General features: G+C 53.6%; 13 protein-coding genes. 4 read left to right on the forward strand and 9 right to left on the reverse strand.

Features of this window, described 5'->3' with window-relative positions; genetic code table 11:
* Positions 1-2 precede the first annotated feature (2 nt).
* The gene (locus DWB84_RS11800) at positions 3-908 is read left to right on the forward strand and encodes an aldo/keto reductase family oxidoreductase (protein WP_187409991.1); all 906 of its coding nucleotides are present in this window, start codon (positions 3-5) and stop codon (positions 906-908) included.
* 41 nt (positions 909-949) lie between these two features.
* Here DWB84_RS11800 and DWB84_RS11805 read toward each other — a convergent pair whose 3' ends face one another.
* Entirely contained in the window at positions 950-1,738 is a 789-nt protein-coding gene (locus DWB84_RS11805; protein ID WP_222868141.1) for an iron chelate uptake ABC transporter family permease subunit, read from the reverse strand.
* Positions 1,735-2,523 (reverse strand): zinc ABC transporter ATP-binding protein ZnuC, encoded by a 789-nt coding sequence (znuC, locus tag DWB84_RS11810; protein WP_187409992.1) that lies wholly within the window; start codon positions 2,521-2,523, stop codon positions 1,735-1,737. Before znuC ends, DWB84_RS11805 begins: the two co-directional genes overlap by 4 nt.
* Before the next feature lie 37 nt (positions 2,524-2,560).
* Here znuC and DWB84_RS11815 point away from each other — a divergent pair, with 37 nt between their 5' ends.
* Complete coding sequence (locus DWB84_RS11815; protein WP_187409993.1) at positions 2,561-3,529, forward strand: metal ABC transporter solute-binding protein, Zn/Mn family; 969 nt, start codon at positions 2,561-2,563, stop codon at positions 3,527-3,529.
* Positions 3,530-3,531: 2 nt separating this feature from the next.
* On the opposite strand, the gene DWB84_RS19380 is transcribed toward DWB84_RS11815, so the two are convergent.
* The 3 genes from DWB84_RS19380 to DWB84_RS11830 form a co-directional block, all read right to left on the reverse strand.
* Positions 3,532-6,963, reverse strand: coding sequence for a translocation/assembly module TamB domain-containing protein (locus DWB84_RS19380; protein WP_187409994.1), 3,432 nt, complete (start codon positions 6,961-6,963; stop codon positions 3,532-3,534).
* Between the two features lie 14 nt (positions 6,964-6,977).
* Entirely contained in the window at positions 6,978-8,687 is a 1,710-nt protein-coding gene (locus tag DWB84_RS11825) for an autotransporter assembly complex family protein (RefSeq protein WP_187409995.1), read from the reverse strand.
* A 226-nt stretch (positions 8,688-8,913) separates the two neighbouring features.
* Positions 8,914-9,207, reverse strand: a complete 294-nt coding sequence (locus DWB84_RS11830; RefSeq protein ID WP_187409996.1) for a hypothetical protein — start codon at positions 9,205-9,207, stop codon at positions 8,914-8,916.
* 376 nt (positions 9,208-9,583) lie between these two features.
* Here DWB84_RS11830 and polA point away from each other — a divergent pair, with 376 nt between their 5' ends.
* Positions 9,584-12,319: a DNA polymerase I gene (gene polA, locus DWB84_RS11835; RefSeq protein WP_187409997.1), complete on the forward strand. Its 2,736-nt coding sequence runs from the start codon at positions 9,584-9,586 to the stop codon at positions 12,317-12,319.
* Between the two features lie 337 nt (positions 12,320-12,656).
* On the opposite strand, the gene mutM is transcribed toward polA, so the two are convergent.
* The 4 genes from mutM to radC form a co-directional block, all read right to left on the reverse strand.
* A complete protein-coding gene (gene mutM / locus DWB84_RS11840; protein WP_187409998.1) occupies positions 12,657-13,472 on the reverse strand; it encodes a bifunctional DNA-formamidopyrimidine glycosylase/DNA-(apurinic or apyrimidinic site) lyase in 816 nt (271 codons plus the stop codon).
* 122 nt (positions 13,473-13,594) lie between these two features.
* Positions 13,595-13,750 carry a 50S ribosomal protein L33 gene (gene rpmG, locus DWB84_RS11845; protein ID WP_187409999.1) on the reverse strand — a complete coding sequence of 52 codons (156 nt, stop codon included), beginning with the start codon at positions 13,748-13,750 and terminating at the stop codon, positions 13,595-13,597.
* A 27-nt stretch (positions 13,751-13,777) separates the two neighbouring features.
* Positions 13,778-14,014 (reverse strand): 50S ribosomal protein L28, encoded by a 237-nt coding sequence (gene rpmB, locus DWB84_RS11850; RefSeq protein WP_187410000.1) that lies wholly within the window; start codon positions 14,012-14,014, stop codon positions 13,778-13,780.
* 236 nt (positions 14,015-14,250) lie between these two features.
* Positions 14,251-14,925, reverse strand: a complete 675-nt coding sequence (radC, locus tag DWB84_RS11855) for a DNA repair protein RadC (RefSeq protein WP_187410001.1) — start codon at positions 14,923-14,925, stop codon at positions 14,251-14,253.
* Positions 14,926-15,098: 173 nt separating this feature from the next.
* Here radC and coaBC point away from each other — a divergent pair, with 173 nt between their 5' ends.
* Positions 15,099-16,325 carry a bifunctional phosphopantothenoylcysteine decarboxylase/phosphopantothenate--cysteine ligase CoaBC gene (gene coaBC / locus DWB84_RS11860; RefSeq protein ID WP_187410002.1) on the forward strand — a complete coding sequence of 409 codons (1,227 nt, stop codon included), beginning with the start codon at positions 15,099-15,101 and terminating at the stop codon, positions 16,323-16,325.

Below are 16,325 nucleotides of genomic sequence, written 5' to 3' on the forward strand. Positions count from 1 at the left end.
CTATGACTATATCCAGAATGCCCCTCAGCTATCACGGCTTGGAAGTCTCGCAATTTATTGCCGGATTCTGGCGTTTGAAGCATTGGGGAATGAGCGCAAAGGAGCTGCTGCGATTTATCGAAGAAATCATGGATCTGGGCATTACCACCATGGATCACGCCATGGTGTATCGCAGTGAAGCGCCTTTTGGTGAAGCCCTGGCGCTGCAGCCGGGACTGCGCAAAAAAATGGAGATCGTCACCAAATGCGGTATCCGCCCTGCCGGGTTTGGCCCTCTGGGCGCACAGCGCACCAATCATTACGATTCCAGCGCCGAAGCCATTATCGAATCCGTGGAGGCATCGCTGCGGGATTTGCGCACGGATTATCTGGATGTGCTCTTGCTGCACCGGCCGGATTATCTGATGGATGTACACGAAGTCGCGGAAGCCTTTGCGCGCCTGAAAGCTCAGGGCAAAGTGCGTTATTTCGGCGTATCGAATTTCTCCACTGCGCAGTTCGGCGCCTTGCAGAACGTCTGGAGTGACGGGCTGGTGACCAACCAGATCGAATTGTCGCCCTATCGCATGGAAGCTCTGGACAGCGGCGTGTTGGAGCAATGCGCCACCCACGGCGTCCGCCCCATGTTGTGGTCCTGTCTCGGCGCCGGCTCTCTGTTGAATCCGACGGATGCCAAAGGCCAGCGTCTGTTGGCGACCTTACAACAAGTGCGCGAAGAGTGCGGCGCAGCGAGTGTGGAGCAGGTGGTCTACGCCTGGGTCATGGCGCTGCCGAGTCGCCCGGTGCCTTTGCTCGGCACCAGCAAACTGGAGCGGGTGAAGGATGCGGTGGGCGCGGTGGATGTGCTGCTGACCCGCGAGCAGTGGTACAGCATCTGGGAAGCGTCCAACGGTGCGTCAGTTCCTTAAGCCTGTTGCAACAGGCTGCAAAGCTGCCGTCGAGGTAAAGCCTAATCTCGTCGAGGTAAAAGCAAGCTCAGCGCAAAACACAGGCTGGCCGACAACACAATGCTCGGTCCAGCCGGTGTATCCAGCGTGTACGACAGAACCAGCCCGGCGATAACCGCCACTGTGCCTATCAGGGCGGCGCCGACTGCCATGGTTTCTGGAGATCGACTGAAACGCCGGCTGGTAGCAGCGGGAATAATCAGCAATGCGGTAATCAGCAGCACCCCCACCACCTTCATTGCCAGAGCGACCACTAGCGCAACCAGCGCCATCAACAACAGACGCAGACGCACCACGGGCACACCTTCCACCTGCGCCAGGGTTTCATCCAGAGTGGCGAAAATCAGCGGCTGCCAGAAGCGCCACAAGGTCAGCAACACCAGCCCGCCGATGCCGTAGATGATCAGCAAATCCGTCGCGTTGGCCGTCAGCAGATCGCCGAACAGTAACCCCCAAAGATCGATACGTGTATGTGCCAACAAGCCCGCACACACCAAACCCAGTGCCAATGTTGAGTGGGACAGAATGCCGAGCAGCGTATCGTTCGCCAGCCATTTTTCGTTCTGCAGCCCCACCAGCACACCCGCCAATATCAGGCTGGTGACGATTACCGCCAGCAGCGGGTGAACTTCCAACATCACGCCGAGCGCCACGCCCAACAGGGATGCATGCGCAAGGGTATCGCCGAAATAGGCCATGCGCCGCCATACCACAAAGGCACCCAAAGGCCCGGCAACCAGCGCCACACCGACGCCGCTCAACAATGCGTAGAGTAAAAAGTCTGGAATCATGAGTGGTGGTGCTGACAGTTGGAGTGATCGTGGTGGTGATGGGCGGCGGGCACCACATCGCCGTGCAGGTTGTGTTCGTGATCGTGGTGGTGGGTATAAATCGCGATATCTTCCGCCTGCTTGCCAAACATCTGTAAATATTCCGGATGGCGCGCCACGCTTTCCGGTGCGCCCTGGCAGCAGATGTGGCGGTTGAGGCAGATCACCGTATCGGTTTTCGCCATCACCAGGTGAAGGTCGTGAGACACCATCAAAACCCCGCAGCCCAATTCATCGCGCAGCTCGGAAATATGCCGATACAACTCCGCCTGGCCGATGACATCCACGCCCTGAGTCGGCTCGTCCAGCACAAGCAATTCCGGTTTGCGCAGTACGGCGCGGGTCAATAACACCCGCTGCAGCTCGCCGCCGGAGAGATTTTGCAGCTGCTGGTTGTGCAGCTTGGCAATGCCCAGGCGCTCGCTGTAGTGATGGATCACCTTTTTATCGCTGGACGCCAAGCGCAGAAAACGCTCCACAGTGACCGGCAGATTGTTGTCAAAGCGCAGATGCTGCGGCATATAGCCCAACCGCAGGCGCTCCTGCCGCACTACGCGGCCCTGGGTGGGTTCAAGCAAACCAATGGCAAGATTGACCAGAGACGTTTTGCCGGCGCCGTTGGGGCCGATAAGGGTGACGATCTCCCGTGGGGCGACATGAAAGGACACGCCCTGTAAAACATCCACGCCGTTGCGCCGCCAGCTGACATTCTCGCAAGCGATTAAAGGGGAACTGGTGGCATTCATAGGCAAATCACCCGGATGGGAAGAGGCGGGATACGTTATGATATATCGTCTGCATTTTACCTTTCTGCACTTCGTGCGACGAGCGATGTTTTATATGGCTTCCTTTCTTCCCTTCCGCTGCACTCTGACGAAATTAGTTTTGTTGTTGAGTATGGCGTTGTGCGCCCGGGGTGTAGCGGCGGAAACGGAAAAACTGGCAGTGCTCGCCAGCATCCGCCCTTTGAGTCTTCTAGTGCAGGACTTGACCCAAGGCTTGCCCGTCGAGGTAGCGACGCTCTTGCCGGCCAACGCCGATCCTCATAACTGGTCCATGCGTATGTCCGACCGGACGCGTCTGCAGAATGCTAACCTGATCGTCTGGCTCGGCCCCGACTTCGAAAATTTCCTCGCCAAAACCCTGCACAGCCATAAATCGCTTGCCCATCTGCAACTCGGTGATTTGCCCGCCTTGCAATGGCCGGAGGAGCACCACGATCATCGTGAACACGACCATCACGGTCACGGCCACGATATGCACCTTTGGTTAAATCCCGCCAACGCCATGGAAATTCATCAAGCCCTGGCGGAAAAAATTGTGCAGCTTCGGCCAGCCTGGAAACAAACGGTGCAACACAATCTGCAGCAACAAATCGCGCAGCTGGAAAAATTACAGGCTGATATTCAGCAACGCCTGTCGGCACATTCACAACACCGTTTTATCGCCTATCACGACGCCTACGGCCATTTTGTTGCCGCTTTTGATTTGCACCAATTAAATGCCGTCAACCAATCCTCGGAACAGCGCCTGAGTGCAAAAGCTCTGCATCAATTGCAAAACCAGGCGCGCAATGCGCGGTGTTTAATGGCAGAAAAAAATGCCGAGCAGGAGCAACGGCTGGCGAAAATTTTAAATTTGCCAATGGTGGTTGCAGACGGTTTGGCGTCCGACGCAAAGCTGCAAACCTATGCGGATTTTCTCACGGGTATAGCGGCAGCGTTTGAAACCTGTTTGGCTGGCTCCAAATAAATTTAATAATCCTTTTTCCACATCAACTCAGCCCCCGCCCCACCATTTTCGCTGGTGCCGCTTTGCAAGGTTAATTTGGGCGATAACTCGATCTGCACAGAACCGTTCCACGGCTGTGTCGGATTGGGAGAGCGTTTGATTTCCAGATACACCTTTTCATTGATGTATTTGCCCACGCCAACGCTGACACCCGAACCTTCCGAGGTAGATGTATTGTCGATGGTGAGCGTGTCCACCCCGAGCATCTGCCGCGCGCTGTCGACCGGATCAAATCCGCCGCCGCTGCTGAGCGTTCGCACTGCCCCGGCCAAACGAATAGCTTCGAAAGCGGTAATGTCCTGCACCGATTTGCCGAAAATCAGCAGCGACAGAATTTCATCTTCGGGACGTGCCGGCACGGAAGTGAGTTTTAATTTCGGTTCGTCGGCTGTGCCGTATAACTCGGCGGTAATAGTGAGATCTTCAGTGGTGTAGGTAGCCGGAATACGCAAAATTGCACCGTCGTTATTGAAGCGTACTTCACCATTGTTCAGCACAAAACGTTTGCCAAATAAATCGATGCGCCCGCGTCGGGTAGTGAATAATCCCTGATATTCCGGGTTGGTCGCGGTGCCGCGAATGGAAATCCGGCCACCTAATTCCGTATCCAAACCGCGCCCGCGTAAATAGGCCTGGCGCTCCGCGGATATGGTGATATCCAAATGAATCACCGGCAGCGGATTGGCGCGCTTGTCTTGCTCTTCACTTTTAATTTCGGTCACTTCAATTTCCGGAATGCGTGAGGAAATGGCCGATTCCACGCTGGCGTTGAGCGGAGAAATATCCAGCTTCCCCTTAACCCAAAGCTCCTGAAAACTGCCGGATACTTTAACGTCACCCTGCAATTCGCCTTGTAAATCCCGGCGCTGAATCAAGATCAGGTTATCGGCCGTTACAGTCAGTTCCACCGCATCGGGTTGATTGCGCTTGTCTTCACTCCAGTGAATATGGCCGCTCATAGCGAGATGTCCGTCATCGCCGCTGCGTGCCCAGCCATCGGTAAGCCGCAAGGTCTGGCCGTCGCCTTCCAGTGTCAGGCGGATATCTTCCAGCAGTGAACCTGTCGCGGAATTGTTGTAGGTGCCTTGCTGCAGTTGTACCTTGCCGACAAATTCCGGTTCGGCGGCAGTGCCGCGCACGGTCAAGTCGGTAAGGATTTTGCCGTCGATACGATGGCTGCCCAAATCGACAAACATGCGCAAAAAGCGCAAATCCAATTCGCCTTTGGCATCGAGAAAAAGCGGCAAATCCTGCTGGGATCGCCCTTGCAGATAGGGACCGAGCGGCAGAGAAAACGAAAGATTGCCGACCTGGTCATTGTTGTGGGTAAAACCGGCGTGCAGATTCAGTTGTTCGTTTTCGGTGGCGAGGTCGAGCCGCATCATTACAGGCACACGCCCGCGACCGGGACTGGGCATTTGGTCTCTATATTCGAGAAAACCGGCAATCACCGGACTCTGCAGCGAGCCGCTGAATTGCAAGTCGGCTTTCGCTTGTCCATCCACCCGCTGCCAGCCGAACGCCGCCAGTGTTTCTGTCGGCAATCCATCCATATGTAAATGCAGGTTGATGTCGGAGGCTTTGTAATGACCGTCCAAAGTGAGAGCGGGTTTATCAAACAGGATAAGTTCGACTTGCGTCAGCGCCATCGACAAATCCGCCAACTGGCCGACCTGCACAGTGCCGTCGAGGCTTAGCTTGTAAGGCAAACTCTCTGTGGGGCGGGCGTAAGTACCGCTGATCACACTTTGCGTCTGCACTTTCGGCTGCTTTAAATCACCCGATACATGGAGGTTGCCGCTGGCGTTAAAGGTGAGTTCTTGCGGAATCGCCTCGCGGTTTTCCTCGGGCAGAAGTTGCAGCAAATCCTGACTGAGATTTGCAAATTGCAGCTGCAATTTGGTTGACGAGCCTGTCCAGTCGAGACGACCAGAGGCTTTGGCCTCACTTTTTTCCGACAGCAAATGCATGTTGCTGATATTGGCGGATTTCTGCGAGCCGCTGCCGGACAGCGTCAGGGAAAATGCGCGTTTCTGAAATTGTCCGTTCAAGCGCGTATCGATTTGCACAATAGGATCGGTAATCGCTCCGCGCACGGTAAATACTGCGTGATCTGCGCGCACATTTAATTCTTCTGGAATCGGAACATTAAATTGCCGCAGCAGTCCGTCTTCGAGACCGACGACTTTGCCACTCAAATTGCTTTGATTGCCAATCAGATCCAGCTTGCCCTGGGCTTCAACCTGAGTATTGCCAAGGCGCGCGAAACTCGGTTGCAGGGTGACAAGTTTGTTTAACAGGCTACCGGACACTTTGGCGTTGTAAGTGCGTTGCTGATAGGTCGCGGTGGCGTCGACAGTGGCGATCACATTTGGCCAGGTTCCTTCCTCCTGATGTGACCAAGTGACATTTATATCGCCGCTGACGCTACCGCTTTGCAAATCTTCTACCCAAGGTTGAGCCAATTCGAGCGGTAATTGATCGAGATTGATCTGCGCAGACAGGTCTTGTGGCGAATAGCTGCCGCTCAAGCGTTGGCGATTGCCATCGATGATGATCGCCAATTCACTAACCGATAAGGTACGGCTGCTGGTGGTGTAAGAGAGGTTGCCGTTTGCCTCCAACGCATGACTGCTTAAGGATAAGCGCAAGTTTTCCAGGCCTAGCTCAAAAAATCCCGCGTCATGTTCCAAGGTCGCAGCGAAATTAGCCTCAATATCTTGCTCCTTCGGCCATTGAATCAACCCGCCCAATAATCCGCCGGAAGCTTCGCGAAAATCTCCGGTAAACCGCACTTTCTGCGCAGAGAGCGCTTGGGTGTCTATGTGCAAGGCGGTTTCGATGGCCCCTAGAGAAGTAATATCCAGGCGCAATTGCAGAGGATACTGCGGACCAAACGCATCTGCTGCACCGCTGATCTGATAGCTCGGCAACGCTTGCTCGGATACCTGAAGATTGTGCAGATCCAGCTTGTAGACCGACAGATCCTCGAGCGTAACGCGAACTGGTGAGGAAAATTCGCCGCTGGATTTTTCTTCCTCGGGCGGTGTTTCTTCTGCGGAAGGCGAATGGTGATAAGCGATCTGATATGCACCTAAACGGTGGACTAAAAGCTGACGGTCGACCAGTGCTGATGGCGACCAGAGCAATTCCAGTTGCTGTACCTCCACCAGGATCTGGTTTTCCCGGCGGACAATAATTTCATCTGCTCGCCATATACCGAGGCTCGGGGTGCGCAGATTGGTTAACTCGATATAGATGCCGGCATTTTCGGCAAACTCCCCGCCGCGCTTTATCAACCAAAGGCGACCGGATTCCGTGCCCAACAGAATTGTCACAAAGACTGCCGGCAGCACCAGGATCAGTACCAGACAAATCAGGAACCATCGAACCACTCGTTTCCACATCGTCAGAATGCTTGTCCAATGCTGATATAAATTTGCACGCTGTCGTCAGCGACCCCATCTTTTTCCATCGTACGTTTATTCAGAGGCGTCGCTACATCAAATCGAATGGGTGCAAACGATGTGAAATAGCGAATCCCGATCCCGGCCCCCCAAAGAAAATCTTCACCAAAACTTGGATTTTTATCAGGATAGGCATATCCGCCATCAGCGAACACCACAAATCCCCACGAATTACTAAGGCGCAGACGGACCTCAACAGACGTTTCGCCAAAGGATAAACCCCCATCCGGTTCCCCATCCGTTAACAGTCCCACCGCTTGATACGCGTATCCCCGGACAGAACCGCCGCCACCGACGTAATAGCGATGCGCAGCGGGCACCGCTTCCAGACTTTCACCTGTAATGGTTCCGGTCGCTGCGCGCATTGCCAAGGTTGGCTGCAGTTTCCAATCGCTTTCCGTTAGATACACACTCGCGACAAAAGTCGTTTTCACAAACCGGGTGCCGGTGTTGTACAGATTGATAAAGGGGCGGGTCTGCACCCCGAAAGTCCAGCCATAACGGGGGTCGAGAAGGTCGTTGGTGTGAATAAAATCGACCCCGACCGGGAAGGACAAGAGTGCAAAATCTTTTTTCTGCTCGTTTTCGATAGTGCGGCTGAATTCCAGCACTGTGCCGATATTGCCCGTCCAGTTCTGCTTCAGTTCGCGGCTGAGCCTCGCCCCTACCTCGCCAAGCGTGCGTTCATAAGCATCAGGCACTTCATGGGTAATTTCGCTGTGCAGAACCAGTGTCTGACCTTTGCGGCGAAAGTGCGGGACGGTCAACTCGCCGGTCAACCCCCTTTCGATTTCGGAAATTTTGGCTTCCGTCTCCAACCGCTGACCGCGGTGGAACAAATTGCGATGTTCCCATCCCAGGGTCAGGCCGGGACCTATATTGCTGTCGTAACCTATGCCCGCTTTTAAAGTGCGGTGGTTGCGTTCGGTCAGCTCGAATGCGATGGGGACTACACCGTTTTGCGGTGGCGAAGTCGTGACATCAACCCGTGTCAGCAAATTGGTTTGCAGTAGCGCCAGACGGCTCAATTCGATTTGCCGGCGCTTAAAGCAAGCGCCCTTGCCGAAGGTCAGATAAAGCCGGAGGTAATCCTCTTCCAACGAGGTAACACCGGAAATCTGAGTTTCACCAAACACCACGCTAGGGCTGGGAGCCAGTGTGTAAGTAACAAAGGCTTGTTGGGTGCGGTGATCGACTTCCGCGTCATAGTCAACAGCCACTTCATAAAGGCAGTAGCGATCCAACACAAAGTCGCGCACGAAATCCTGTCCTGCCAATACATCCTCTGCGCGCAGCGGGGCGCCTTCGCGTATAGGCAGGCTATTCATCTCGGGAGGCGCTACATCCGCTGGAAAATTTAAGGTGAGCCGCTCGATCCGGTAACGAGGGCCTGGTGTTACCTGATGATAGATTCGCCCGTCGTCAAACGTTGTATTAAGAGTCCCGACAAAATACCCCTCAGAGCGCAACCAGCGGACAATCACATCCCTGTCAAAACGCCCCGCCGCTCTTAAGCGTTTAATCGCTTGAAATTCGGCGCTTTCCTTGCGCTGAATTTTGAGCGCTTCTTCCAATTCTTTTGCCAAGGTTTTATTGCCATTGGCGGAAACGGTAACCGGGAATTTGTCGCCGATTAAAGGGAGATCATCCAAAGCTGCATAACAGATGTCGGCTGTAAATACCGTTAAAAGGAGGGGGAAAAAAAAGCGATAAAAAACAGGCATGATCCAGCTTTAAAGCGAGTTGGACGGCCAGTGTAGCAGCAAAAAAAAGCCCCATACCAGCGAACCGGAGGGGCTAAACAAATAACGCACATTCAGCATGTAGCGTTTCTAGGGAAGAAGTACCGCTATCGTCTTTCGGTGATAGCGGTGGCGATCAGCGACCTGCGTAGCGGGCCTCTAAATCTTGCAAAACTCGTTGCTCGAAATTTACCGCCATCTCTTCAAGAGCATTTTCGGTGTAGGTGTGCAAAGGGATGTACTGTGCAGCCTCTTCTACGACTTCGGGTTTGGCTTCAACAGCCAGACTGGAGCTGGCGCCAGTCTCCGCAATTGCAACAGCCAGGACGGCGGTGGTATTTGCTAATTGTGGAAATGGGGCACCAACCTCACTGGCCAGAGCGCCTTTAGACGCAAGAGCGGCAAGCAGCAGAAAACCAAGCTTGTTCATGTGTGGTCCTCTTAAGGTGGTTGGATACCGAATGTCGATATGGGTGGTCGACATGTCGTGTAAGGGTTTGTGTTACCTTACGTTACTAATGGTAACAAAAAAGGAAGCGTTTGCAAGTCGAAGTGGAAAAAAATTCGTAAATTTCTGTTATCATGTTGATTTATATGGATTTAAAAAATTGATTGTTTTTTATTCGCAGTAACAAAGTAAAAGTGTTACCCGACTTTTAAGATTCGCGTTGACGAATTTTTCATTTTTTAAAAGCCGTTGGTTATAAGAAACCACTCGGTAACACGGATGTGGGCTCTTCGATAAAAAATCGGTAACAGATCGGTTATGCTGCCGCCCTTCCCGCCGTTTCCGATGGTTATTTGTGATGAATCAAGTCCCACCACTCGTGCTGGTAGATGGATCCAGTTACCTCTATCGAGCTTTTCACGCGTTACCCGCGCTCACCAACTCCAAAGGCATGCCGACTGGCGCAGTAAAAGGCGTGATCAATATGGTTCGCCGCCTTGCCAAGGATTACCCCAATAGCCCTCTGGCGGTGGTATTCGATGCGAAGGGCAAGACCTTTCGGGATGACATCTTTGCGGACTACAAGGCTAACCGCCCTCCTATGCCGGAAGAGTTGCGGCCACAGGTTGAGCCCATTTGCCAGATCATCAAGGCGATGGGAATTCCGTTGTTGGTCATAGAGGGGGTTGAAGCGGATGACGTTATAGGAACCCTCGCCCGCCAAGCGCGCGAGTTGGAGCGTCACGTGGTGGTATCCACCGGCGATAAAGATATGGCGCAGCTGGTCTGCGATCATGTGACCCTGGTGAATACCATGACGGAAACCGTCATGGATCGAGAGGGGGTCATTCAGAAATTTGGTTTGCCGCCAGAACTCATAGTCGATTATCTGGCGCTGACGGGTGACAAGGTCGACAACATCCCGGGTGTTCCGGGAGTCGGGGAGAAGACGGCGGTCGCATTGCTGCAAGGTTTGGGCGGGCTGGAAAATATCTACGCAGATATCGAGCGGGTTTCGACCTTACCCATTCGCGGAGCCAAATCCCTCGGTGCCAAGCTGGAAACCTTTAAAGAACAGGCATTTCTTTCCTACCGTCTGGCCACCATCAAAACCGACGTGGAAATGGAACTCCATTTAACGGATTTGATTCCCGGTGAGCCGGACAAACAAGCGCTTTTGGCTCTTTTTAAGGATCTTGAATTCAAGTCCTGGGTAACCGAGCTGGAAAGTAACAGCGCTATAGCAGAAGAGCCTGATGTTGCGCCTCCTGCCCCAACTCCACCTGTATCGGTCGAATACGAAACGGTTTTGACAGAAGAGCAATTCTTGCGTTGGTTGGAAGAGCTGCGCAGCGCAGAACTTTTTGCTTTCGATACGGAAACCACATCGCTCGACTATATGGACGCGCGGGTCGTGGGGGTGTCTTTTTCGGTGACGCCCGGCAAGGCGGCTTATATCCCCTTTGGGCATGACTATTTGGGCGCACCTGCGCAGTTGTCAGAGCAGCAGGTTTTGGGTGCTCTCAAACCTATATTGGAAAATCCGCGCTACAAAAAAGTGGGCCAAAATTTGAAATATGACGCTCATGTTCTGCGAAATCATGGAATTGAGCTCACAGGTATTGCCTTCGATACCATGCTCGAGTCCTACGTACTGAACTCCATTGGCCGCCATGACATGGATAACCTCGCTGCCTCTCATCTGCAGCATAAAACCATCGAATTTGAAGATATCGCCGGCAAAGGCGCAAAACAGCTGAGGTTTAATCAAATCGAGCTGGAAAAAGCTGCGCCTTATGCCGCCGAAGACGCCGACATCACCCTGCGTCTGCACCAAACTCTGTGGCCGAAGCTGGAAGCGATTCCGGAATTGGCTAAGGTTTTCACCGAGATTGAGTTGCCTCTGCTCGGCGTCTTATGCCGTATGGAAAACAATGGCGCATTGGTGGACGCCAGGGCGCTGGCAAAACAGAGCGAGGAGCTGGCGCAGAAGATCCTGGAGTTGCAGCATCAAGCTTTTGCTTTAGCGGGCAAAGAATTCAATTTGTCGTCACCGAAGCAACTTGCGCAGATTCTATTTGAAGAACAGGGAATCCCAGTAACCAAAAAAACCGCGACAGGTGTTCCCTCCACTGCGGAAGAAGTATTGCAGGAGCTGGCTCACGACTACGAGTTGCCGCGGGTACTGCTGGAATATCGCGGGTTGGCGAAGCTGAAGTCGACCTATACCGACAAGCTACCGCAGATGATCAGCCCCAGAACCGGAAGGGTTCATACCAGTTACCATCAGGCAGTCGCTGCAACGGGTCGCCTTTCTTCTACGGATCCCAATTTGCAAAACATTCCGATTCGTACCGAGGAAGGCCGCCGTATCCGCCAGGCGTTTGTGGCGCCTGCGGGTTATCGCATAGTGGCGGCGGACTATTCGCAAATCGAACTGCGCATTATGGCGCACCTGTCGGGCGACGAGGGGCTGCTCTATGCCTTTAGCCATAACCTCGACGTCCACCGCGCAACGGCGGCAGAGGTGTTCGGTGTTCCTTTGGAAGAAGTAACTGCAGATCAGAGGCGCAGCGCGAAAGCCATTAATTTTGGGTTGATCTATGGCATGTCGGCGTTTGGTTTGGCGCGACAGCTACGCATAGGGCGTGGCGAAGCGCAGAAATATATCGATCTGTATTTTGAGCGCTATCCCGGTGTGAAGCGCTATATGGACGAAACCCGCAAAGAAGCCGCAGACCAGGGTTACGTAAAAACCTTGGGCGGGCGCCGTTTGTATTTGCCGGAAATTCGCGACCGCAATCCGGCGCGCCGGCAGGCGGCGGAGCGCACGGCGATTAATGCGCCTATGCAAGGGACGGCGGCAGATATCATTAAGAGAGCCATGATCGCAGTGGATGGCTGGCTACAGAACGGCGATTGCGACGCAAAAATGATCATGCAAGTGCATGATGAATTGGTTTTTGAAGTGGCTACGGGCGATGTGGAGCGTTTCCGCAAAGAAGTGGCGGCGCTCATGTCATCTGCGATGGAATTGAAAGTCCCGCTATTGGTGGAGGTCGGCGCCGGGGACAATTGGGACGAGGCTCATTAACAGGCCAACAAAAATAATTTGGTTTTGTGTTGAACTTCCTCTTGGGGGCTCAGTCATAACCTGTGCCTGGTAACTGTAGCGAGAGACCCAGGTAACGCTCCTAGTGAATTGTTTATGGATGTAGTCCCAAGGTACAACCTGTTGGTGCCCGGTTTGGAAACAAACCGGGCTTTTTTTTGCCCTGACTAACGCTCTTCGGCGAGCTGTTGAAAAATTGAACTTAGGGATTTGGGGCTACTCCAAATCAGTGCCTACGGTGTGCGGAGTCTTCCGTACACATTAGTTACCCCAGTGGTTCACCCCAAGGCCACTGGGGGTTTTTTTTATTCCTTCCGATTTATTTTTGGCAGACGTTGCAATACACGGTCGTTCGCTGCCCTACCCGTTTTTCGATCAAGGGTTTCGCGCAGGTTTTACAGGGCTCACCGCCGCGTCCGTAGACGTTTAACTCTTGTGCGAAGTATCCAGGTTTACCGTCCCCGCCGACAAAATCCCTTAAGGTAGTGCCGCCTTGTTCGATAGCGCGGGCCAGCACTTTTTTGATTTCTGCCGCGAGCTTTTCGCATCGCGGCCGAGATAAGGTTCGCGCAACCTTCAGCGGGTGAATCCCGGCGCCGAACAGGGATTCGTTGGCGTAGATGTTTCCCACCCCAACTACATTGCTGGCATTCATCAGCCAGGTTTTGATGTTTTGCTGGCTCTTGCGCGTTGCCTGGAATAAATACTCGCCATCGAAGTCATCGCTTAAAGGCTCTGGTCCCAGGTGGTCGAGCAAAAAATGACTGTTGGGATCGTCTTCGGTCCAGACCAGTGCGCCAAACCGGCGCGGGTCGTTGAAGCGCAGGATCACGCCACCGCTCAATACCCAATCGACGTGATCGTGTTTGCCCGGAGGTGATTCTCCTGCCAGAACTCTCAGATTGCCCGACATGCCCAAATGCCAGATGGCGCAGCCGTGGTCGAAGTGGATCAAGAGATATTTGGCGCGTCTGGAAACATCGCGAATCGGCTGCCCTATGACTTTTTTTGGTAAATCGTCGGGGATCGGCCAGCGCAATTGTTTGTGGCGAATCACGACTCGCTCAACGGTGCGGCCGCGAATATGGGGTGAGATCCCGCGCCGGGTGGTTTCGACTTCAGGTAGTTCGGGCACAACTGATCTCCGAAAAAAAGCAGGAGTTGGATGAAATTCATCCAGTGTACAAGGAAGAGGGTGAGTGAACGAAGAGTCTTGGGGGTGAAATAAAAAACCCGGCAGAAGCCGGGTTTTTGGGATTACTTGATTTTGCCTTCTTTATAAACAACGTGCTTGCGGACAACGGGATCGTATTTTTTGATCTCCATTTTTTCCGGCATAGTGCGCTTGTTTTTGGTAGTGGTGTAGAAGTGACCTGTGCCAGCGCTGCTGTTCAGTCGGATTTTCTCTCTCATCGGATAATCTCCTGCAATAAAGACGGCTTAGATTTTTTCGCCGCGTTTACGGAGATCGGCCAACACGCTGTCGATTCCGTTTTTATCAATGATACGCATACCTTTGGCGGATACACGCAATTTCACAAAACGCTTCTCAGATTCAACCCAGAAACGGTGAGTGTGCAAGTTTGGCAAAAAACGGCGCTTGGTGTGGTTTTTTGCGTGAGAAACGTTGTTACCTGTTACCGGGGCTTTACCGGTAATTTGACATACTCTAGACATTGTCCTGCCTCGTAAATTAAACCTGTATCGCTTATTGGGGATCGACAAGATCCCTGCATGACCCCATCCGAGCGCCAATGCGGTCTGCGGAATGATTGGGCGATTCGGCCAACAGCAGGGCAAACCTCGGGGGCTTGGCGCATTGCATCAGGGTAAGTTTCGACAATTTACCGGTCGACGGCCGAAAAGAGGCGCGTTTTATACCAGAACAATGGTTGAATGGCAACCAACCTGTGTCAAATCCAACCGCGTTCTGCAAAGGATGTGATCTCGCCATCGCCAACGACGAAATGATCCAATACCCGCACGTCGATCAGGGCGAGAGCATCGCGTAACTGCTGCGTGATATGTCTGTCCGCCTGGCTGGGCTCGGCCACACCTGAAGGATGATTGTGGGCAAAGATCACGGCGGCGGCGTTCAATTGCAGCACTTGTTTCACTACTTCCCGAGGATAGACGCTGGCGCCGTCGATAGTCCCGTGGAACAACTCACGGTATTGCAGCAGGCGGTGCTGGTTGTCCAGAAAGAGCGCCGCAAATACTTCATGACCTTTATGGCGCAACTGAGCAGTGAGAAAACTGCGCACATGGTCTACGTTAGTGAATACATGTTCGCGCACAAGCTGTTCCGCGAGGTGGCGCTTCGCCATTTCCAACACCGCCTGTAGCTGTGCGAACTTTGCCTGCCCCAGACCCCGGGCTTCACAAAACAGCTTTTGCTCGGCCTCTAATAACCCCCGCAAACCGCCGAAGCGCTGCAACAGATCGCGTGCGAGATCGACTGCGGACTTTCCGGGGCAGCCGGTACGTAAAAAGATGGCGAGAAGCTCGGCGTCGGATAAGTGGGAAGCGCCGTGGGAGAGCAGTTTTTCGCGGGGACGTTCGCAGGTTGGCCAATGTTTGATTGACATGATCGTTATTCCTTTAACGGGTCAACACTTGAAGTGCCTCAATGCTCAGAATGAGGACGCAAAGTGGTCAAAATGGTATTGTACCGAGCCGGTCAAAGCAAGCTGGAAGCCCGCGCGCGCGTGGCGGTTGGCCGGTAACTGATATCGATCTTCGGCTTTGGGTGCCTGCTCCTATGATCAGTCTATTGCACAAGAAAATTCTTCTCGGTGTTACCGGAGGGATTGCGGCTTACAAAGCTGCGGAGCTGGCTCGTTTACTCCGCAAGCAGGGAGCCATAGTAAAGGTGGTGATGACAGACAGCGCCCAGACCTTCATTACACCCCTGACATTTCAAGCTCTGACAGGAGAGCAGGTGCATACTCGCCTTTTGGATCCGGATGCAGAAGCCGGAATGGGCCATATAGAGCTGGCCAAATGGGCGGATTTGGTTCTCGTGGCGCCCGCCAGCGCTAATTTTTTGGCGCGGCTCGCAACGGGGCATGCGGACGATTTGTTGACTACGCTGTGTTTAGCGACCGAAGCAATCATTGCGGTGGCACCGGCAATGAACCAGGCGATGTGGCGCAACGCGGCGACACGTCATAACTGCTCTGTTCTGGCGGCTCGCGGTATCCGGATTTGGGGGCCGGCCGTGGGGGAGCAGGCTTGTGGAGATGTAGGCGCGGGAAGAATGCTGGAACCTGCGGATATTACCCAACAGGTTGCCGACTTTTTTGAGCCCGATGTGCTCAGTGGCAAAACGGTGGTGGTGACGGCCGGGCCTACGCGCGAGCCTTTGGATCCGGTGCGCTATATCAGCAACCACAGCTCGGGCAAAATGGGTTACGCCTTGGCCGTTGCCGCAAGAGATGCGGGGGCGCATGTGATTTTGATCAGCGGCCCCACCAGCTTGCCAGATCCGCCTGGAGTGAAGACCGTAAGAGTTGAAACAGCGCAGCAAATGTTGACGCACTCGTTGGAAACTGCGCGCAGCGCTGACATTTTTATAGCGGCCGCGGCCGTTGTGGATTATGCGCCGATGCAAGTGTCGGCGCAGAAGATCAAAAAGGAAGATCACCAGGAGCTGCAACTGAGCTTGAAAAAAAATCCGGACATAGTGGCAGCGGTTGCAGCGCAAACACCCAGGCCATTTGTAGTCGGGTTTGCGGCGGAGACTGAAAACCTCTTGCTGCATGCAAAAAATAAATTGTCGCGGAAAAATCTGGATATCGTTATAGCAAACGATGTCTCCGATACAACCATAGGTTTTAACAGTGATCGCAACGCTGTTTGGATAGTGGATGCCAACGGTGAAACAGCTTATCCGGAACAGGATAAAGGACAACTGGCGAAAGTTCTTGTGCGGGACATCGCGAAGCGCCTAGAGCAACGCAATAGCAAAGCATCGCGGGGAAATTAG

Source organism: Saccharophagus sp. K07, assembly GCF_014336955.1.
GTDB lineage: Bacteria > Pseudomonadota > Gammaproteobacteria > Pseudomonadales > Cellvibrionaceae > UBA5868.